Annotated in this window: 18 protein-coding genes; 6 read left to right on the forward strand and 12 right to left on the reverse strand. The window is 40.1% G+C overall.

Going from position 1 to position 20,368, the window contains the following annotated elements:
- Positions 1 to 9 precede the first annotated feature (9 nt).
- The 7 genes from F1644_RS07215 to F1644_RS07245 all read right to left on the reverse strand — a co-directional run bounded on the left by F1644_RS07215 (position 10) and on the right by F1644_RS07245 (position 9,838).
- Positions 10 to 684, reverse strand: coding sequence for a DUF4843 domain-containing protein (locus F1644_RS07215; RefSeq protein WP_118305577.1), 675 nt, complete (start codon positions 682 to 684; stop codon positions 10 to 12).
- 16 nt (positions 685 to 700) lie between these two features.
- Positions 701 to 2,185 (reverse strand): RagB/SusD family nutrient uptake outer membrane protein, encoded by a 1,485-nt coding sequence (locus F1644_RS07220; RefSeq protein WP_118305578.1) that lies wholly within the window; start codon positions 2,183 to 2,185, stop codon positions 701 to 703.
- Between the two features lie 41 nt (positions 2,186 to 2,226).
- Positions 2,227 to 5,652, reverse strand: coding sequence for a SusC/RagA family TonB-linked outer membrane protein (locus F1644_RS07225; protein WP_118305579.1), 3,426 nt, complete (start codon positions 5,650 to 5,652; stop codon positions 2,227 to 2,229).
- An 89-nt stretch (positions 5,653 to 5,741) separates the two neighbouring features.
- On the reverse strand, positions 5,742 to 6,923 hold the full coding sequence (locus tag F1644_RS07230) for a FecR family protein (protein WP_158572061.1): 1,182 nt from the start codon (positions 6,921 to 6,923) through the stop codon (positions 5,742 to 5,744).
- Positions 6,924 to 6,986: 63 nt separating this feature from the next.
- Positions 6,987 to 7,532 carry an RNA polymerase sigma factor gene (locus tag F1644_RS07235; protein ID WP_087421590.1) on the reverse strand — a complete coding sequence of 182 codons (546 nt, stop codon included), beginning with the start codon at positions 7,530 to 7,532 and terminating at the stop codon, positions 6,987 to 6,989.
- Positions 7,533 to 7,731: 199 nt separating this feature from the next.
- Positions 7,732 to 8,733, reverse strand: coding sequence for an ornithine carbamoyltransferase (locus F1644_RS07240; RefSeq protein WP_118305580.1), 1,002 nt, complete (start codon positions 8,731 to 8,733; stop codon positions 7,732 to 7,734).
- 136 nt (positions 8,734 to 8,869) lie between these two features.
- The gene (locus F1644_RS07245) at positions 8,870 to 9,838 is read right to left on the reverse strand and encodes a carbamate kinase (protein ID WP_087421588.1); all 969 of its coding nucleotides are present in this window, start codon (positions 9,836 to 9,838) and stop codon (positions 8,870 to 8,872) included.
- 250 nt (positions 9,839 to 10,088) lie between these two features.
- On the opposite strand from F1644_RS07245, the gene F1644_RS07250 reads away from it, so the two are divergent.
- From F1644_RS07250 to F1644_RS07275, 6 genes are all read left to right on the forward strand, one after another.
- Positions 10,089 to 10,400: an FtsB family cell division protein gene (locus F1644_RS07250; protein WP_229128360.1), complete on the forward strand. Its 312-nt coding sequence runs from the start codon at positions 10,089 to 10,091 to the stop codon at positions 10,398 to 10,400.
- 4 nt (positions 10,401 to 10,404) lie between these two features.
- On the forward strand, positions 10,405 to 10,830 hold the full coding sequence (ruvX, locus tag F1644_RS07255) for a Holliday junction resolvase RuvX (RefSeq protein WP_087421586.1): 426 nt from the start codon (positions 10,405 to 10,407) through the stop codon (positions 10,828 to 10,830).
- 2 nt (positions 10,831 to 10,832) lie between these two features.
- Positions 10,833 to 11,387: a peptide deformylase gene (gene def / locus F1644_RS07260; RefSeq protein WP_118305581.1), complete on the forward strand. Its 555-nt coding sequence runs from the start codon at positions 10,833 to 10,835 to the stop codon at positions 11,385 to 11,387.
- Positions 11,388 to 11,553: 166 nt separating this feature from the next.
- A complete protein-coding gene (locus F1644_RS07265) occupies positions 11,554 to 13,482 on the forward strand; it encodes a ComEC/Rec2 family competence protein (RefSeq protein WP_118305582.1) in 1,929 nt (642 codons plus the stop codon).
- Positions 13,483 to 13,546: 64 nt separating this feature from the next.
- Positions 13,547 to 14,890, forward strand: a complete 1,344-nt coding sequence (gene trkA, locus F1644_RS07270; RefSeq protein ID WP_087421583.1) for a Trk system potassium transporter TrkA — start codon at positions 13,547 to 13,549, stop codon at positions 14,888 to 14,890.
- The gene (locus tag F1644_RS07275) at positions 14,887 to 16,335 is read left to right on the forward strand and encodes a TrkH family potassium uptake protein (RefSeq protein WP_118305583.1); all 1,449 of its coding nucleotides are present in this window, start codon (positions 14,887 to 14,889) and stop codon (positions 16,333 to 16,335) included. Before trkA ends, F1644_RS07275 begins: the two co-directional genes overlap by 4 nt.
- Before the next feature lie 133 nt (positions 16,336 to 16,468).
- On the opposite strand, the gene F1644_RS07280 is transcribed toward F1644_RS07275, so the two are convergent.
- The 5 genes from F1644_RS07280 to F1644_RS07300 all read right to left on the reverse strand — a co-directional run bounded on the left by F1644_RS07280 (position 16,469) and on the right by F1644_RS07300 (position 20,303).
- Positions 16,469 to 17,077 (reverse strand): L-threonylcarbamoyladenylate synthase, encoded by a 609-nt coding sequence (locus F1644_RS07280; RefSeq protein ID WP_118305584.1) that lies wholly within the window; start codon positions 17,075 to 17,077, stop codon positions 16,469 to 16,471.
- A gap of 9 nt (positions 17,078 to 17,086) precedes the next feature.
- Positions 17,087 to 17,743, reverse strand: coding sequence for a fructose-6-phosphate aldolase (fsa, locus tag F1644_RS07285; RefSeq protein WP_027201604.1), 657 nt, complete (start codon positions 17,741 to 17,743; stop codon positions 17,087 to 17,089).
- A gap of 139 nt (positions 17,744 to 17,882) precedes the next feature.
- Positions 17,883 to 19,130 (reverse strand): YeiH family protein, encoded by a 1,248-nt coding sequence (locus tag F1644_RS07290; protein WP_087421580.1) that lies wholly within the window; start codon positions 19,128 to 19,130, stop codon positions 17,883 to 17,885.
- A gap of 89 nt (positions 19,131 to 19,219) precedes the next feature.
- Positions 19,220 to 19,600 (reverse strand): SRPBCC domain-containing protein, encoded by a 381-nt coding sequence (locus F1644_RS07295; protein WP_118305585.1) that lies wholly within the window; start codon positions 19,598 to 19,600, stop codon positions 19,220 to 19,222.
- A 109-nt stretch (positions 19,601 to 19,709) separates the two neighbouring features.
- A complete protein-coding gene (locus F1644_RS07300; RefSeq protein WP_087421578.1) occupies positions 19,710 to 20,303 on the reverse strand; it encodes an OmpH/Skp family outer membrane protein in 594 nt (197 codons plus the stop codon).
- Between the last annotated feature and the right edge of the window lie 65 nt (positions 20,304 to 20,368).

Genomic DNA, 20,368 nt, shown 5'->3' on the forward strand with positions numbered 1-20,368 from the left:
TTTTAGTTATTAATAAATAGGCACCGTCATATTCAATTCAGGATGTAAAGCCAGATAGTCTTTAAATTCCAATGCCAACACCCGCAATTTTGTCGGGTTTTCTTTTAACAAAACAGGGATCTCGGTTGCATCAACCTGAGTAACGATCAGGAAATACTTGTATTTTTCGGGAGAATATTCACCCAAATATACCGTTATAATATCTCCTTCCCACCAGAGAGGTTTGCTTTCCACGTTATCAAAATGAACCTTTACCGTGCGATTACGCCTTAACCCCGGGGTAAAGCCATTTCCCTCTTCCAGTTTGATCATTAACGTCACGGGACCATCATTCAATCTTTCCGTTTTTTTCAAGGTCACATAAAGCGTATCTTTCAGCTGGTTGGCCCCGAACTTCGGTTCCATGTTCAGAACATACTCTTCAGGAAGAGCCGTAGTCCCCGTATCTACCACCGAGATACGATAGACAGCATCTTCTGCAAGAGGATCACCCATCAAATTCACCTCGAAACCGGCCTTATATTCTTCATTGGTCGGATAGTGGGAAAAAGACACGGATAAATCAGCACTATCCAAGCTTGTCGTGAAATAAAGATAGCGTTCTGAATGATAAGTTTTTATTTCCTCTTCACTACAGGAAAAAAGAGCAAACACTATCGCAATTAGAATTATATATATTTTCATAAGTATCCTTTTTTTATTAATGAATCAGTTGATTGTCCGGAAGAGGCAACACCCTGCCAATCGTGTATCCCCAGTCATTCGGAGTCATATCATATTTTTTATAATAATAAAACAACTGTCCTTCTCCGATAAAATCTCTTCTAGCATCTCTCAAAATAGCTTTTTGCATTTCCTCCAAACTCTCAATCTGAAGTTTTCCACCCCGAATCCCTCTTGCCATTCTCACCTCATCCAGTTTGTCAATACCTGATTGAGTCTGTCCTTCCGTGTAAAGAGCTTCACTAATGATATAGTACATCTCGCTTAAACGAATCATCGGAATCAGATCCTCCCCGTAAGAATTACCGACTTGCGTGGTATATTTCTTTGAATAGTAATAATAATCATCCACAACCGAAAATAAGGTCAGGCGGGCATCCTCTGTATCAACCTCATCATAATTTTCATTATAAATAATGGCATCATAGTATACCGGCAATTTAATGTCATTAGCCGTTCCCAGATAATTGCTATAATCGTCTATTAATTTCTGATTGGAAAGTCCAAAGATCACCCCATCATACAATTTATAATTACTATTATAACTCCCACCTCCGGTAAACGTGAAGCATTGGGTATTATAACTACTCTGGGGATAGGTGGCCTCAACCACTTCTTCTGCACATTCTCTCGCCAGAGTTTGTTTATCCCCATATGAGTACACACGTGCCAAGGTCGCACAAATAGCATAGTAGTTCATCCGAAATCCCCGGTACATATAGAACAAATCATCCGGCAAATAGGAATCACCGGATCCCCGTCCCCCTTCTATTCTTAATCTGGTACTCATCCATACTTTATGATTGCCGGTCGTATCAAAAGGAGCAACCAAATCTTTGGCTTTAAGCAAGTCCCGTTCTATTTTTTCTAAAATCACGGGAACACTTGCTCTAGCCTCAGAGGTTGATCCGTATCTTTCATAGTACGGGATATATCCTTTGTCATCCGCAACTTTAGGAGCCGGGGCAAACAAACGTAACATATCGAAATGCAAATAAGCCCGCAAGGCCAGTGCCTCCCCGTGAATCATATTCCGTTCTTCCTCTCCACCAGCAAATTTGGACGGATTTTCCCCGTCAATCCGGGCAATGATATTATTACAGTTTGCGATAGAATTGTAGGCTTGAGACCAAAAAGCCTCGCTGATATTCTTCACGACTTGAACATTGTATTTCCCCAGTAACACATCATAATACTCGTGATTACTACAATCATAATAAATCGTCAACGGATCATACACCCATCCCATCACGTCCACAAATCCCCAAGTTAATTCCCTTCCGTACATTTGGGTGGTTGCCATATCCCGATACACTCCATTCAACGCATTCCGGTAACCGTCTCCATTGGCGAACAGAGTCTCTTCGTTTACCTGGTCGTCAGGTGCTACATCCAACCATTGCTCACATGAACTCAACATGATCGGCAACAGTACAGCTAATATTATCTTATTTATCTTCATATTCTATTGATTTCTAATTTTCTAAATAACGTTGAGCCGTTTTAGAACGTCGCTTTTATTGAAAAATTCACGGATCTGGCAAAAGGATAACTAAGTCCGCGTTCCGCCTTAACGGAAGAGATCCGCAAAAGGTCATTAGCCCCTATTTCCAAACGTAACATACCTAAATGAGCCTTTTTAATCAATTCTTGATCAAAATCATACCCTAGTGTAATCGAATTTAATGTCACAACATTATAATCCTGTACAAAACGCTCGGTCGGATTCGTAGTCTCAATGGATCCTCTCCCGGTTTCCAAAGCTTTGTATTTTGCTTTATCACCCGGATTTTTCCAACGGCTGGTAAACACCCGTTTATCTATATTTGAGCTGTATAAATTAGCATTCTCCACTTTGTCTACCAAAGTCTGGTTATATTGTTGCCCCCCGAACTCATACATAAACGTCGTGTACAATGTGAAGTTTTTATAGTTCACGTTAAAACCAAACGTTCCTTGTGCCTTGGGTTCTGTATTTCCCACAACAACCTGTTCAGAGCTATTCCACGTGTAAGTAACAGAACCGTCACGATTGACTAGAATCTCCTGTCCGGTAGCCGGATCTATCCCCAAAGATCTCATCGCATAGATAGAGGTCAACGATCCTCCTTCCGTGTATTTTGTGATGGGTTTGGAAGTGGACCCGTCGAATGCATTCGACTCGGCAAAATCCTTGTCAACCGCATCATTATAAGCTTTCAAGCTCTCGGAAACTTTTAATATCTCATTTTTATTATGAGCTAGGTTAGCAAACACGGAAACATACCAGTCATTGTTACGGAAAAGATCACTTTTAAATTGAATCTCATACCCTTTATTCATTATCTCTCCCAAATTATCCATGTAAGTCGTGAACCCTGCCGCACTTTCAATGGTCACATCATTAATTAGATCCACCGTTTTCTTACGATAATAAGAGAACTCCAGTTGGAAGGCTCCATTAAACAGTTGTATATCTATACCTAAATCTAACTCTTTCGTTTTTTCCCAAGCAAGATCCTTATTCCCCAAAGCCATTAATGAGGCCCCGAAACCGGTCTTATACCATTCATCACTCAAAATCTGGTAAATTGTTTGTGCTGCATACGGTGGGAAATTTACTTTACCTGTTATCCCGTAAGACCCCCGGATTTTCAACATATCAACGTAACCGAATTTCTTCATAAACTCGTAATTATGAAGATTGATACCAAGACCGCCAGACCAGAAAGGAGCAAAACGCTTATCAGAACCGAATTCAGAAGAACCGTCTGTTCGCACGGAAAGGTCTAACAAATAGATATTATTATAGGTATAATTCAAGCTTGCCAACAAACCAAATAAACGGGTCCTGTTCTGACTAACGGTCGGTTTCTCCACAATCTCTTGTGCATAGTTAGGAGAATGCAACGTCCCGGAAGGAAAACCTCGATAATAAGCAGAAGTAGTCGATGTCTCCGTAGAAGTGGCATTGATACCAACATTCAAGTTAATATTGTGACCTCCTAAAGTACGGTTGTAAGCCAAAAAAGCATTCAAATCCCAGTCAAACCCGTCTCCCGTACTAGTTCTAAGTTCACCGGAACTACTATTAGTAGAACCTAACACCTTTGTATTACGCATTGACTTCGGGTCAATAAAGTCCTCTGTTTTTGTGTTTTTCTTGGTCAAACTGAATTGTCCCTTTATCTGTAAATAATTATTAACATACCAGTTGGCACTCAAATTATTTATCAACTCGTCTACCTGCGTTTTATTAAAACTTTGCAATCCAGCTTCATACAAAGGATTTTTCACCTCTGAATCCGATTCTCCATGCCACTTTTGAGTCGTTTTTAAATAATTCCCGTTCTCATCTTTATACATATCATACGGTTGCTTGGAAGTATAATCAGAGAAAGTTCCGTAAGGAGATTCCTTAGACCGTGTGATATTATAAGAGATATAATTTTTTACCTGCAAAGAACCGACCCGATAGTCTATGTAAAATCCAGCTCCCATTCGATCACGGAAAGATTCTTTCATCACACCGTCTTCGTTATTATAGAGCATATCCAAACCGAAACGAATATCATTGGTTCCTCCCTCTATATATAAACTATGTTTATGATTGAATGCCGTTTGTAAAGGTTTGGACAACCAATAAGTATCAACTCCGTGTACAATATTATTCAATTTGCCATTATACTCCACATCATACTTATTCTGAGCTGTTGGATTCTCTCCTTTATAAATACCTGCTGCCACCTCTGCCTCTAATTTCTCCCTCGCATTCATCAAATTGTAATCGGTCAGATCCGGAGCAGTTACCGTCCCGGTCATGCTGTAAGATACAGAAACTTTCCCCGGAACGGGAGCCACGGTCGTTATAACAACAACCCCATTAGCAGCCCGCGACCCGTACATGGCTGATGCTGCCGCATCTTTCAAGATGGTAATGCTTTCAATACGATTCGGGTCCATGTCATATAACTTTTCCACGCTAATCTCGAAACCGTCCATAATAAAAGTGGGTAAATTAGGATTGTTTTCCAATTCGGATTTTGAAAGATTATTCTTTCGATCCAAATCCTTCACTCCAATACCAGAACGCCCACGGATATATAATTCAGGTACATTATTCGGGTCCGATCCCCATTGATTATTTTGTTGAATACGAAAAGAAGGATCAAAGGTCTGTAATGCCTGTAGCACGTTTGTTTTAGACACTTTCAGCAAATCCTCTCTTTTAACGGTTACGGAATTTCCTGTAAAACTTTCTTTGTTAATATTGGCATATCCTGTCACGACAACTTCCTGCATTTCTTTCACGTCTTCTTTCATACGGATAGAAATTTCTTTCTCATCATTCTTGGGATCATTGGATAAACGGTATTCCTGAGAAACCATACCGACAAAAGAGAATACCAATATCGTACTATCCATCTTCGGGACCTCAAGCGAAAATTTCCCGTCAATATCCGTAACAACCCCTAACGTAGTTCCTTTGATAAGCACCGTTACCCCCGGAAGGGTTAATCCCTTCTCGTCCATCACCTTTCCTTTGATTTTCCGGAATGTTGCCTTCTGTTCCTCATCCTTTCCGTCTTTCTTCGAAATAACCAAAAAGTCCTCGACTAATTTACATTCCAAACCACTTCCTTTTAATGCCTCATTTAAAGCATCTTTGGCATTCACGTTATTCAAGCGAACGGTTACACGGGCCATGTTTTTTAACAACGTGTTATTATACACCACCACGTAACCGGACTGTACTTCCACTTCCTTTATGATGTCTTCGATCAAAGCATCTTTAAAGGAAATACTAACTTTTTCCTGTGCAACTCCCGTTTCAGCATGTAACTGAAACAGAGTTACAAAAACGATCAATAATTGTAATCGCATAATTTTCCAAAATTTGGACCATACTTTTCCCGTCCGGAAAAGTTTATCCTTTAAAAATTTTTTCATAGATTTGTGTAACTATTTGTTTAAAATTCTCTCTTGCAGGAGAGGGTTATTAAAGCGAAAAAAGGGGAAGAGGCCAATCTTCCTCTTTTTCATTTTTTACTTATCCATATCATACCATCTTTTTGTATTGAAAATTTTACTGATTGAGTATTTTCTAATAATCTGAGCATAAAATCTATCGGTCTGTTCCGTAAAGCTGCCCCCGAGAAACAAACATCTTGCAAGGATTCGTCCTCAAAACGAAATTCGACATCATACCAGCGCCCCAAAGCTCGCACAATTTCTGACAACGGGGTATTGTAGAAATGGAAAGTCCCATGTCTCCAAGAGGTGTAATATTTCAAATCGACCGGATTAATTGTCACCTCACCTGATTTCTTGTCATAAACCGCCCGTTCCCCAATATTCACCTTATTTACGGTATTGTTTGCCAACAGATTGATGCGTCCAGTTTCAAGTATTGCGCAACAGTTATACTCATCCGGATAACAGGATGCATTAAACGAGGTTCCAGTAACTTCAATGGTTGCCCCATCCATCACAACATTAAATTTCCGTTTTACATCTTTCTTCACTTCAAAATAAGCCTCGCCCTTCAAACGAACTTCCCGAACATCCAAACCGAAACATAACGGGTATTCCATTTCTGTCTCTGAATTTAACCAGACTTTCGTCCCATCAGACAGTATCAACATGTATTCCCCTCCCCGAGGAACCACGATTTTATTATAAACGACCTTTTCAACTTGCCTTATGCCTCGAGAAGGGTCATAATAATTCAAAGTATTGCTCGTTCCTCGCAATAAAATTTCCTGTTCGGCTAATCCATCTCGTAAAGTGGAATCGCCTAATTGTAAAAGATCGATTTCCTGACCGTCTGATAAATAAAGAGTGGCTTTCGACATACCCGGCTGAATCTGATGGGCTATTACCGGGGACTCCATAGTCTCATTAGGAGCCATAAAATAATAAGCTATGGCAACGAGTATCAAGGGCAGAAGAATTCCAGCAGCATAACGTAACCACACATACCGATGAATGGAACGAGGTTTTATCCGCCTCATCACCTTTTCCAAAGCATTTTGCTCGTTCAATACATCATATCCTTTTACAAGTTCTCCTGATTCTATAATCGAGCGAATCTGTTCAAAGACAAGCCTATTTTTTTCAGAGGCTTCTATCCATTCTTGTAAAGAAAGTTTTTCCTCTTCTGAACAGATGCCCTGGTAGTCTCGCCATATAATATCTTCTATGTCTTCCTTTATCATCATAACAGAAATCATCTTGCTATTACTATAGAGAAGACGAAAAAAAATGGAAATGGGTGAAAGAATTTACTCGGAAACAGCAAAAAAAGCAAGAAATAATTTGAAATCGTCCTTGTTTAGATTTTCACGCAAGATACGAATACTTCTAGATAGTTGTGTTTTCACCGTATTCAAAGAAATATGCATCTCGTCTGCAACATCCTTATATTTTCTGTTATTCACGCAGATTGCGGTAAACACATATCGGCATTTATCCGGAAGATTCTCTATTGCCTCCAATAATTTATCTATTTTGGAATCTTCCTCCGATTCTGCTTGAAAAAAATCTTCCAATTGGTCTGCTAAAGAGTTTACATCAACAGTATCGTATTTTTTTGCCCGGGCCAGATCAATACAGGCATTACGTACCATTCGGTACAAATAGGAACGCACGGAAATTCCTTCTGAATCTTCTTTAAATACATTCCAAAACTTAACAAATACCTCTTGCACGATATCCTCTGCCTCGGAAAAATCACCACAAAGCTTCGCCCCATACAAACATAGCGCTTTGTAATTTTTATTGAAAACATCAACAAACAATTTTTCCTTTATAGTCAAATCCGAAGACATCTATTTATACTTTATCTATATTCCATCTATCGGGGATAAAAGTATAAAATTATTCTATTTTTTCCGCCAAACAAGTAATTTTTAATTGTATACGTTTATTTCTCAACCACTAACATCATTAGAAAACAAAAGAAACGGCCCTGTCAAACAATAACAGGACCGCTCGGAATATATTCTTAGTAAAAAGACCTATACGTAATTAGTCACCCAAAGTAGCAACCATCACAGCCTTAATCGTGTGCATACGGTTTTCTGCCTCGTCGAACACGATAGAGTTCTCTGATTCAAACACTTCCTCGGTTACTTCCAATCCGTTCATTCCGAATTGTTTGTAAACGTCACGTCCTACTTGAGTTTCCAAGTTATGGTATGCCGGCAAGCAGTGCATGAATTTGCAGTTCTTGTTTCCAGTCAATTCCATAGCTCTCTTATTCACTTGGTACGGGGTCAACAATTTGATACGCTCTGCCCATACTTCTGCAGGCTCACCCATAGATACCCATACGTCAGTGTACAAGAAATCGCAACCTTTCACACCTTCTTCTACATTATCCGTGATGGTAACAATAGCACCGGTCTCTTCTGCAATAGCCTTACAAGTAGCAACCAATTCTGCATCCGGTTGCAATTCTTTCGGAGCAACGATGCGAACATCCATACCCATTTTAGCACCACCTACCATCAACGAGTTACCCATGTTGAAACGTGCATCGCCAAGATAAGCGAAAGTTACTTTGTTCAACGGTTTGTCGGTATGCTCCATCATGGTTAAGAAGTCTGCCAAAATCTGAGTCGGGTGGAATTCGTTAGTCAAACCGTTCCATACCGGAACACCAGCGTAACGAGCTAATTCCTCAACAATAGCCTGACCGAAACCGCGGTATTCAATACCATCGTACATACGTCCCAATACACGAGCCGTATCTGCCATAGATTCTTTTACCCCAATTTGAGATCCTGAAGGACCAAGATAAGTTACCTGGGCTCCTTGATCGTGAGCAGCTACCTCGAAAGCACAACGGGTACGAGTAGAAGTTTTCTCGAAAATCAAAGCGATGTTCTTACCTTTCAAACGAGGTTGCTCGGTTCCTGCATATTTTGCTTTCTTCAGATCAGCAGCCAGGTCCAACATGTATTTTATCTCCTTCGGACTAAAGTCCAACAACTTTAAAAAGTTTCTGTTTCTCAAATTAAAAGCCATAACTTTATTTATTTTAGATTTATGATTTTAGATTCCAAATTCAAGGACTCCATACCTTGTATTAAAATCAGGTCAAAATTACAATATCCAATCGAGAATAAAAAAACATTTTCAGTTTTCAATTCTCCATATTCAATTATCTTCTGTCGTCTTCGTATTCCATGGTGATCTTTGAACCGTATCTCCGATCTTCCAACTTGGTAGCCTCGGTGATCACTGATTTCTGACCGCCATCCTTAACAAAACGCAGACAAGCACGGATTTTAGGAGCCATACTACCTTCGGCAAAGGTTCCATCTTCCAAATATTTCATCGTGTCGGCATAGTCCAAAAATTCCAGTACTTGCTGGGTCGGTTTCTTGTAATCCTTATAAATATAAGGTACATCCGTCAAAATATAGAATTCATCCGCTTTTACACGGGTTCCAACCATAGCTGAAGCCAAATCCTTGTCAATTACCCCTTCGATCGGCTGAATATCACCTTTCTCATCAATATATACCGGAATACCACCCCCACCGGTCGTGATCACGATGTTTCCTTCACGAGCCAAACGCTCTACCAAATCAGCATTCATAAAATCTTTCGGATCCGGCGAAGGAACCACACGACGCCAACCACCTTCTACCTTGATCTCTTCTTTGAACACCCAACCTTTCTCTTGAGCTAATTTATCAGCCTCATCCTTCATGTAAATTTTTCCTACCCGTTTGGTCGGATTCTGTAAAGCCGGATCGTTCTTGTCAACAATCACCTGTGACACCATAGAGATCACGTTACGTTGCAACCCGTGTTCTTTCAAGATATTACGTAAATTGCGTTCAATCATGTACCCGATTTGTCCTTGCGTGAAAGCCACACAAACATCCAATGGCATAGCGGCATTGTCATATTTCTCCACACCGGCAGCGTTATCCATCAAAACGTTTCCAACCTGAGGACCGTTTCCATGAGAAATAATCAGATTATATCCTTCTTTTATTAAATATACCAAATTCTCCAAAGTGTCGATGGTATTGGCATTTTGCTCTTCAATAGTACCTTTTTGATTTCCTCTCAAAAGAGCATTACCTCCCAACGCGATAACTGCTAATTTTTTTTCCATTACTCGTATTTTATTTATTATTTTCTTTTCTATTCGAAAAATTCTGCGTCCACAAAGCTAGCGAAATTAGTTATACAAAAAATAGGTAAAATCCTTTTTTATCAAAACACAAAATACTGTAAATCAAATTACTGTATAAATATTCTCCCCATTTTTATAAATATGCAGCGTAAAAACCGGACTTTTGACCATCCGGAAAAAATTTATCATTTATTTCTCTTAACCGTCTCTTTTTTTGTACCTTTGCGATATGCAAAACGAAAACAAACCATCATCGAGAAATTTGTTCCAGCGATTTGCAAACAAATACACTTTCGTGGGGTTGCTATTTGTTATCTGGATCGCTCTGTTCGATAAATACAGTTTTATCGATCGGTTACAGTTGCGTTCAAAAATCAACCAATTGGAGAATGAACAAAAGTATTACCGGGAGAAGATAGAAGAGGACAAACGTAAGAAAGAGGAGTTGTTGGGAAACCGGGATAACTTGGAGAAGTTTGCTAGAGAGCAGTATTTAATGAAGAAAGAAAACGAGGATATTTTCATCATTGTAAAGGAATAATCGATTGGGAAGAATTATTGCTATTGATTACGGGAAAAAGAGAGTGGGCATAGCCGTTACCGATCCATGCCAAATTATTGCCAACAGTCTAACCACGGTCAGATCACATGAGGTATTGCAATTTTTGCAGGACTATTGCTTGAAAGAGAAAGTAGACTTGATTGTTGTGGGACATCCCAAGCAAATGGATAACACGGATTCGGAAAGCATGACCTATATCAAACCCTTTCTTACCGCTCTCGGTCGCAAGCTACCAGACATACCCATCGTTATGTATGACGAACGTTTCACTTCCGTACTGGCCCATAAAGCCATGATCGAAGGAGGGGCAAAAAAGAAACAACGTCAGGACAAAGCGATAATCGATGCTATTAGTGCCACGATTATATTGCAGTCGTATATGGAATCACAAAGAAATCTGAATATTTAAAAATGCTTTTACCTATTTACATTTATGGACATCCGGTTCTTCGGAAAGTTTCCGAAGACATCACCCCGGAATATGCGGGATTGAGTAAATTACTCGACGATATGTGGCAAACAATGTACGAATCAGACGGAGTCGGACTGGCTGCCCCGCAAATCGGAAAAAACATTCGTATTTTCGTGATCGACGGCTCCCCGTTCGAGGAACTGGATCCGGATTGCAAGGATTTTAAAAAAGTTTTTATCAACGCACATATCTTAGAGCGTTCGGGAGATGATGTACCTTTCAACGAAGGCTGTTTAAGTATCCCCGGAATTCACGAAGATGTTATGCGAAAAGACCGGATAAAAATTGCCTATCGGGATGAAAACTGGGTGGAACACGTGGAAGAATTCACGGGAACTCGTGCCCGCATTATCCAGCATGAGTACGATCATCTAGACGGGATTGTCTTCACGGATCACCTGTCTGCACTGAAAAAACGTTTACTCAAAGGAAAACTGAATAACATCAGTGCCGGAAAATTCAAACAAAGTTACAGGGTAGTATTACCCAAGTAAGTTTATAAAGTATAAAGTTTATAAGGTTCATAAAGTAACAGGTATCCTTCGGTTCCTGCTTAACGATACTCAAGCTACCGTAAAGGAAGTGCCCTGTGAGACGATAGACCTTATAAACTTTATAAACCTTATGAACCTTATAAACTATAATTAATTTACAACTAGTTTGCGCCCTATTTACTGGCATAGATTTCCTTTTCTCTTTCTCGTGATCCCGTTGATCTTGGGAATTACTGCCAGTCAATATTTATCAAGCTTTCCTTCGACGTTCATTTTAGGTGTCATTATTATATCTTTTTCCCTGCTTTTCATTATCCAGAAAGTTCGTTCCGGACTTCCGTTTGTACTACTCGCTTTTACCGGGCTTTTCTCCACGGGGATATATCTATCGGAAACCAAGACACCCCCGATCATTTCAGGCGAAACTTATCAATTAACAGGACGCTGCAATCAAATTCTTTCCCCCGGAAAGCTTGTCATTTCCTCACCTCATTTATGCACGTATTTACAAATTCCAGATTCCATGAAAGTCTCGGTTGGGGATTCCCTTTCCGGGCTGATAAGATTATACCCTTTACAAACCTCACATAATCGTCATGATTTCAATTACAACAACTACTTACAACACCAAGGCATACAGGCCAAAGGCTTTCCGGTTGGTGAAATCCATAAAACCGGACACTCGCAAGACCTTTATTCTGTGTGTCACATGATTCGAAATAACTTAGCAACTAAACTACAACAGGTCATCCCAGATAGCATGACGTACAAGCTATTAGCAGCTCTTTGTCTGGGATGTAGGCAAGAAATTACTCCCGATACGAAAGAACTATTCCAAAACACAGGAACAATTCACATCCTTGCTATATCGGGATTACATATAGGAGCCATATTCGCATTTTTCTTGGGTCTATTAAAGTTATTCCATTTTAAAAGTAAAAAATTCCACTTGATTCTGATCCCGCTAATATGGCTTGTTGCTTGCATTACCGGCCTCTCCCCTTCTGCTTGTAGAGCAGCAACCATCCTAAGCTTTATTACCATTGGAGAGGCATTCAGGCAAGAAACAATTCCTTTGAATGCCATTGCCGCTGCTGCCTTTTTTTCACTTCTTATCAATCCGGAATTACTCTATTCTGTCAGTTTTCAAATGTCATACGCAGCCTACACCGGAATCATTTTAATTTACCCGTTGATGCAAATTAAAAAGATGCACAAGTTCCTTCGCCCATTATACACGCTACTTTGCATCAGTTTTTCTGCACAGATCATGACACTACCCATCATGGCTTACTATTTCCATTCCATCAGTTTGAACAGTATCTTCATAAACCTTATCGCAGTACCCGCCGCTTCTTTCCTTTTATATGGAGGAATCATACTACTTGCATTACCGGAATTCATCAGTTTTTATTTGTCATATATCATCATAGGTCTAACACACCTATTTATTTTCAGCCTACAACTATTTTCCAGAATCGTGATAAACTTACCGGATTTATACCCGACGGCAACTCACGTCATACTATTTTACCTCATCATCGTCCTTGTCATCATTTATTTGATCACAAGAAAACGTCACGTTCTTAGGTTTATCTGTTGCAGCATGAGTATATTGCTCGTTTTTCATGGTTGTTTCACGTACTATATCCAAAACCATCAGGAAATCGTGATTCGTAATCTCTACAAACAATCTGCTATCTTATTGAATTACAAAGGTTATTACACTTACCTCAAAACCACAAGTCCCAATGATGGTTTGTCCACTTATATCACAGCCAATCATTTACAAGCTTTACCCACCCATGAAGCTTTTGTAGGACAACAAATAAAATTCATTCAGAATCACCTGTCATCTTCTCAATGTTCCATATCAATAATCGACCACACCAATCCTACATTTTCTCATGAAGATATAGTCATCATTACCGAAAATATCTACCCTCCCAACTTCCTCGAGTTCCATCCGCAACAGATTATCATGGACAACTCGAACACAAGCCACTGCACGAAAGCCTGGCAAAAATTCTGTTTCAAGAACCAAATTCCGTTTTTCAAAACAAGCGAAGTGGGAACAATTATCTTGAAAATATAGGCATTTTTTTATGGAATTCGGATTATAATGCTTTATTTTGCTCGTTAATTAACACCTAACTAAAATGGACATAGTCATAGCGGGAGCAGGAGAAGTGGGGACACATCTCGCGAACATGCTTAGTAAGCAAGAACATAATATAATGTTGATTGACAGCGATGAAGAAAAGCTGGAACTATTAGGCAATCAATTAGACGTTATGTCAATCGTGGGATCTTGTACCTCGATTGGTGCATTGAAAGATGCAGGAGTACATAAGTGTGATTTATTTATTGCTGTCAATCACCAAGAAGATCAAAATATCAACTCAGCGATCTTGGCTAAAAAACTCGGGGCCAAACAAACCATTGCCCGGGTAAACAATAGTGAGTACTTGGAAGACGAGAACAAAGAGTACTTGAAAATGATCGGTATTGATTCGCTGATTTACCCGGAACGATTGGCCGCAGAAGAAATTGTAGCCTCCTTAAAACAGAGTGGTTCAAGGCAGTTACACGAATTCTCGGATGGCCGCCTGCAATTATTAGGAATCAAACTTTGGGAGAATGCCCCGGTACTCAACTTGACCTTGATAAAAATGGCAGAACGTTACGGTGCCCAGCATTTCCGCGTCGTGGCTATCAAACGAGCAGACCACACAATTATCCCGCGAGGAAATGACTCTTTCCGCTACGGAGACCTGGTATTTATTGTAACCAAGCCTTTCTATGTCCCCAATGTATTCGCTCTTTGTGGCAAATCACAATATGAAGTTAAGAATGTCGTCATCGTGGGGGGCTCCCGTATCGGCATCAAAACAGCTTCCCTATTAGAGAAAAATTACAACGTGAAGATTATCGAAAAGGATCGGGAGAAATGTATTCTCATCGCCGACAAATTAAAATCCACGCTGGTAATCAATGGTGACGGACGAGATTTAGCCTTATTACGAGAAGAGGGAATAAAAAACACCGATGCTTTTATCAGTGTAACCCACTCGTCAGAAACCAACATTCTTTCCTGCTTGTTAGCGAAAAAGCTTGGGGTAAAAAAGAGCGTAGCCGAAGTCGAGAACATTGACTACATTGATCTGGCTGAAAACATCGGCATTGGAACCCTCGTGAACACGAAATTAATTGCCGCCTCTCATATTTATCGTTACACGATGAACGTGGATGTGAAACATTTAAAATTCCTCACATTTTCGGAAGCAGAGGTATTCGAAGTTACAGCAGAGCCGGGTTCTAAGATTACCCGTAAAACTTTGGCTGATATGAATTTCCCTGAGAACGCAACCGTCGGGGGTGTTATCCGCAACGGGGATGCCATTATAGCGAAAGGAGACGTACAAATCGAGGCCGGAGACAAAGTTGTCATTTTTGCCTTGCCCAGTGCAGTGAAAAAAGTAATCAAACTATTCCAGAAATGATTAACTTTAGGTTCATTACCAACATCATAGGAAAACTATTATTTGTAGAAAGTGCTTTCCTGATCTTATGTATTATTGTAGCCTTGATATACGGGGAGAACGATCTCATGGCTTTTGTTTACTCTGCAATCATCACGCTGGGAGTCGGGAGCCTCATGACATTTACAGTGAAAGTCAAAGACCGGGTACTTGCCAAAAAAGACGGTTATTTTATTGTAACCTGCACGTGGATCATCTTCACCATCTTCGGTTGCTTACCTTACTTATTCGGAGGAACAATTCCGTCAATTGTTGACGCCATATTCGAAACCATGTCCGGTTTCACGACGACAGGTTCCTCAGTGATAAACAACGTCGAGGCCTTGCCACATGCCACTCTATTCTGGCGTTCCCTAACTCAATGGATGGGCGGAATGGGTATCATCGTGTTACTTTTAGCTATCATTCCCGGCTTGGGAATCGAGGGGCGTGATCTTTTCGTGGCCGAAGTACCAGGCCCGACACATGACAAGTTCACGGCAACCTTCAAATCAACAGCCCGACGTATGTGGTATCTCTATATTTCACTAACTGCCGCCCAAGCTATTTTACTGTTACTAGGAGATATGGATCTCTTTGATGCCATCTGTCACTCATTCACGACGATGGCTACCGGAGGATATTCGACTAAACAAGCCAGCCTTGCTTATTGGGATTCCGCATACATCCAATACGTGGTTATCATATTCATGTTCATTGCCGGAACGAATTTCGGTTTACTCTATGTCATGTTGCACGGTAAATTCCGCAAATTATTTCATGATGAAGAGTTTAAACTATATCTTTACATCACGTTAGGGGCTAGTGCAATCATCGCAATCGTACTATTCTTAAACGGTTATGCAAACTTAGAATTAAGCATACGGGAATCTATATTTCAAGTAGTTACCATTCTAACAACAACAGGATTCGCCACTGCGGACTATCTACTATGGCCACCTCTCACGAGTGCCATCATCTTTGCCCTCTTATTTATCGGGGCATGTGCCGGTTCAACTTCGGGAGGATTAAAATGTATTCGACTCAATCTATTATTCAAGAACTCGTTTATCGAGATGAAACGAATCATTCATCCTAACGGAATTATCAATGTCAAGTATAACGGGAAAAGTGTTCACCCCAATATTATGACCGGAGTGATGGGTTTCTTTATCTTGTACATGTTCATTTTCGCTATCTCCAGCCTGATCATGTCACTATTTACTCAGGATATAGCCACCGCTTGTAGTGCTGTTATCTCTAGTATGAGTAACGTTGGTCCCGGCTTCGGTGAGATTGGACCTATGGACAATTTTGCTAATCTACACGACTTTGCCAAGATATTTCTATCCATCCTGATGATGGTCGGACGTCTGGAAATATTCACGGTCCTCGTTCTATTCAGTAAAACATTCTGGAAAAAGTAATCTCTACCCACAAGATAATTTGGATCTCACCCAAAGAGAGGTATTTTCGGAGCTTAGATTCCGGGATACCTCGTTGCAAAAATAAAAAAGGACTGCCATTTCAACAGTCCTTTTTTATTCTTAGAAAAATATCCTACAATTCACCCAATCCTTGCCTTGTGACAACAATTTCATCGCCCGTACAATCAATCACTGTCGAAGGAATATTATTCCCATATCCTCCGTCTATGACCAGATCAACTAGACGATTATATTTCTCGTGAATCAACTCCGGATCAGTGATATATTCCTCAACTTCACCTTCAGCAGCTTTCACAGAAGTGGTCAGCAAAGGCCCGCCCAGCTCTTCGACAATAGCCTGAACAATAAAATTTTTGGGTATTCGAATACCTATCGTTTTACGTCTATTCATTAAGACATTGGGCAACTTACTGGTAGCCGGCAACACAAAAGTATACGGTCCCGGTAAATATTGTTTCATCAACCGAAACTCTTCATTACTTACTTTTGCATAAGCAGCGATGTTTCCCAGATCCTTACAGATCATCGAGAAATTTGCTTTCTCTGCTTTCACACCACGAATAGCCGAAACCCGTTGGACAGCCTTCACGCTATTTATATCACACCCGATCGCATAAATCGTGTCGGTCGGGTAAATGATAACACCACCATTACGCAAGAGCTCAACGATCTTTCGAATCTCCCGATCATTGGGATTGTCCTCGAATAAACGTACAAGCATGATCGTAAATTATGAATTCACTTTCTTGTGATCAGCCAAGAACGTAGCCAAACCGGAATCCGTCAGCGGGTGCTTTAACAAACCTTTGATCGCACTCAACGGGCAGGTTGCAACGTCCGCCCCGGCCTCAATACATTGAATAATATGTTGTGTGTGGCGAATTGAAGCGGCCAATACTTGCGTGTTGAAACCGTAATAAGCATACATATCCACAATCTTTTCCACCAACTCGATACCATCACTACTAATGTCATCCAAACGTCCTACGAAAGGAGACACGTAAGTTGCACCTGCTTTAGCAGCCAACAGAGCCTGTCCCGGAGAGAACACTAACGTACAATTCGTACGAATTCCCTTGTTGGTAAAATATTTGATAGCCTTAATACCATCAGCAATACAAGGTACTTTTACCACGATATTCGGGTGCAAAGCGGCTAATTCTTCCCCTTCTTTAATCATGCCCTCGTAATCAGTCGCAATTACCTCCGCGCTTACATCACCATCCACGATATTGCAAATCTCAACGTAATGTTTTCTACAATTCTCGTCACCTTTGATACCCTCTTTTGCCATTAAAGACGGATTGGTAGTAACACCGTCCAACACACCAAGGTCATTTGCCTCGCGAATCTGGTCAAGATTTGCCGTATCAATAAAAAATTTCATATTCTATCTGGTTTTATTGTTTAACTTCAATATCACAGGCAAAATTACAAACAATATCTGTAATCCGATCATATTTAGTTTATAAAGTTCACAAGGTTCATAAAGTTTATAAAGTAGCCTTATAAACTCTATAACTCCATTACGCGATTAGTCCGAAAAGAATCCAGGCTACAAGTAAAGTAAATACCACATTAAACGCTTGCGCACCCAGAAAAGCATACGTGGAACGACGATTTTCAGAGGTTATCAAGCTCTTGAAATCCGTTTCCAACCCAATAGACATAAATGCCAAGGCAAACCACATACCCTGAATATTCTTCAAAATTGGTTTAGCATCAGACACGACCTCTGGAGCAACGCAGAATGAAAAAACAAGAGAAGCAGCAACGAATCCCAACACGAATTTCGGAAAACGCAACCAAATTACTTTTAACGTCGGTTTCTCTTCTGTAACCTCTTTCTTCGAATAAGACCAATAAATACTGATTAAGAAGGCCGCAACTCCCAACAACACGTTCTGAGAGAATTTCACGATCGTACTCGTCTGCAAGGCTACTTCTCCATATATAGCGCCAGTTGCAGCCACGGCCCCGGTCGTATCAATTGTTCCCCCAATCCAAGCCCCTGCCATATCCTCAGGTAATCCCATCAACTTAGCCAAACCGGGCATGATCAAAATCATCGGCACGGCCACGACCAATACTAACGATACCACGTATGACAATTTTGTTTTATCCCCTTTGATAGCTCCGGCAGTAGCAACAGCTGCAGACACTCCACAAATGGACACAGCACTGGAAAGCATCAATGACATTTCTTTGTCAATTTTCATTTTACGACATAACCAAAAGCAAAAATTCCACACGGTAAAGACAACGACACAAGATTGTATCAATCCTAATGCCCCGGCTTTCAACAAATCATCAAAGAGTACAGTCGTCCCAAGTAACACCAAACCGATCTTCACGAAAAGTTCAGAAGAAAGTGACTCCTTCAACCACTTGGGAATAGAAAATATATTACTAATGAAAAGTCCTATCAATAAACTAAATATCACGGTTTCAAATCCCCAATCCTTTAGGAATTTATTTCCTCCGACAACCATGGCCAAAAGCGTAAGGAAGAACACGACCGGAAAACTTGCAGCAATCATTTTCAATTTTTTACCCGTAAATAATCCGGCAATCAATGCCATCAGGAACATAAAACAGAAAACAATCAGAGCATGCCCCACGTTATCCAACGTGAAAACCTTATTCATTAATGCGTCAGCATCCGGCCAACTGAAAGAAGGCCAATGAGGTTTTAATTGAAATACTACTAAAAGAATTATAAACCACCCCACGATAGTAGAGGTCCAATCTTCGGAAATCTTTAACTTGCTCATCTGGAAATTTATTAATTTAGTGAATAATTTCTGTGGCAAAGTTAATACCGAGAATCAAAAAAATAATCCGTATTTTTACTAATTCTGAATTAGTACATTTCCAATAGGCCCTTAATAGAGCCCAAGTAATACTCTTTCCAACCTTCAACGATCTCCTCGAAGATCTCATCTGGAATATTCGTATGTTCTAATTCTACACGAGTCCGGGGACCGTCTTTTTTTAATTTAATGGTCACAATAGAACGTTGATCCGTCTCCCCGAAAAACCATTCCTGAACAAGCAAATGATTGGGCTTTACCTCCAGATTCACGCCACAAATATCTCCCTCCCATAAAGAAAACACGAATCCTTCCTCTGCTTTCATTTCCGCAGGATAACCACTCCACAGTTCGATTTGAAAAGGATTCGTCAATGCCGTAAAGACTTCCTCCGGATCAGCCGTAATATCAATTGTGTATTTAAAATTCATTTATAATAAAAATATAGACTTTAGGAACTTTCAGAACCGAAGACTCAACTATATGGACCTAATAAACAAGAAGTGTGATAAAATGACTTTTATCACACTTCGCTATTATTTATTTCTTCTTGTATTGTTCATTTAACTGATTTACCACATCATTGGTAATATCAAATCCCTCTTGCGCGAAAAGCACGTTACCGCCTAACGTCGTACTCAGTATTAATTGGAAACCTTTCGCTTTATTATACTCCGTCAAGAAATTTGTGATTGCATCATACAACTTCCGGTTTATTTCCATTTGCTCGCGTTGAGCATTCTCGGTCATTTCCTGTTGCAATTTCTGCAAATTTTGTTGTTTGATCATCAAATCCATCTGGGCTTGTTCGGCTCTTTCACGAGTCATAAAACCACCGTTTTCCACTTTATTCCGAAACTCTGCTGCCTCACGATCGAAGTTCTTCACTTTTATGTTCAACTCTGTCCGATTGGCTTCCAATTTCTTTAAAAACGCTTCATTCAACTCTCTCGATTGAGTATAATTGTTAAGCAATGTATCCATGTTAATGTAGACAATTTTTGCATCAGCGTTCACAGTTACAGTACCGCCTTGATTGCTCGTACTTTTACTATTTCCACTGAAATGCAAAATATACAAAACTATCACAGCAATCAACAATAACACATTTAATCCTATCGACAAATTCTTCATAAAATGTAACTTTGTTATTAATAAATCGATTCATTGAAATCTCGGCCCACACGAGGCTTGTTTCG

It is taken from the genome of Butyricimonas paravirosa, assembly GCF_032878955.1.
Classification (GTDB): domain Bacteria; phylum Bacteroidota; class Bacteroidia; order Bacteroidales; family Marinifilaceae; genus Butyricimonas; species Butyricimonas paravirosa.

What these genes read in the sequence shown, in the direction of transcription:
- F1644_RS07215 (WP_118305577.1), bottom strand. Translation starts at nt 684, where the DNA reads ATGAAAATATATATAATTCTAATTGCGATAGTGTTTGCTCTTTTTTCC.
- F1644_RS07220 (WP_118305578.1), bottom strand. Translation starts at nt 2,185, where the DNA reads ATGAAGATAAATAAGATAATATTAGCTGTACTGTTGCCGATCATGTTG.
- F1644_RS07225 (WP_118305579.1), bottom strand. Translation starts at nt 5,652, where the DNA reads ATGAAAAAATTTTTAAAGGATAAACTTTTCCGGACGGGAAAAGTATGG.
- F1644_RS07230 (WP_158572061.1), bottom strand. Translation starts at nt 6,923, where the DNA reads ATGATGATAAAGGAAGACATAGAAGATATTATATGGCGAGACTACCAG.
- F1644_RS07235 (WP_087421590.1), bottom strand. Translation starts at nt 7,532, where the DNA reads ATGTCTTCGGATTTGACTATAAAGGAAAAATTGTTTGTTGATGTTTTC.
- F1644_RS07240 (WP_118305580.1), bottom strand. Translation starts at nt 8,733, where the DNA reads ATGGCTTTTAATTTGAGAAACAGAAACTTTTTAAAGTTGTTGGACTTT.
- F1644_RS07245 (WP_087421588.1), bottom strand. Translation starts at nt 9,838, where the DNA reads ATGGAAAAAAAATTAGCAGTTATCGCGTTGGGAGGTAATGCTCTTTTG.
- F1644_RS07250 (WP_229128360.1), top strand. Translation starts at nt 10,089, where the DNA reads ATGCAAAACGAAAACAAACCATCATCGAGAAATTTGTTCCAGCGATTT.
- def (WP_118305581.1), top strand. Translation starts at nt 10,833, where the DNA reads ATGCTTTTACCTATTTACATTTATGGACATCCGGTTCTTCGGAAAGTT.
- trkA (WP_087421583.1), top strand. Translation starts at nt 13,547, where the DNA reads ATGGACATAGTCATAGCGGGAGCAGGAGAAGTGGGGACACATCTCGCG.
- F1644_RS07275 (WP_118305583.1), top strand. Translation starts at nt 14,887, where the DNA reads ATGATTAACTTTAGGTTCATTACCAACATCATAGGAAAACTATTATTT.
- F1644_RS07280 (WP_118305584.1), bottom strand. Translation starts at nt 17,077, where the DNA reads ATGCTTGTACGTTTATTCGAGGACAATCCCAATGATCGGGAGATTCGA.
- fsa (WP_027201604.1), bottom strand. Translation starts at nt 17,743, where the DNA reads ATGAAATTTTTTATTGATACGGCAAATCTTGACCAGATTCGCGAGGCA.
- F1644_RS07290 (WP_087421580.1), bottom strand. Translation starts at nt 19,130, where the DNA reads ATGAGCAAGTTAAAGATTTCCGAAGATTGGACCTCTACTATCGTGGGG.
- F1644_RS07295 (WP_118305585.1), bottom strand. Translation starts at nt 19,600, where the DNA reads ATGAATTTTAAATACACAATTGATATTACGGCTGATCCGGAGGAAGTC.
- F1644_RS07300 (WP_087421578.1), bottom strand. Translation starts at nt 20,303, where the DNA reads ATGAAGAATTTGTCGATAGGATTAAATGTGTTATTGTTGATTGCTGTG.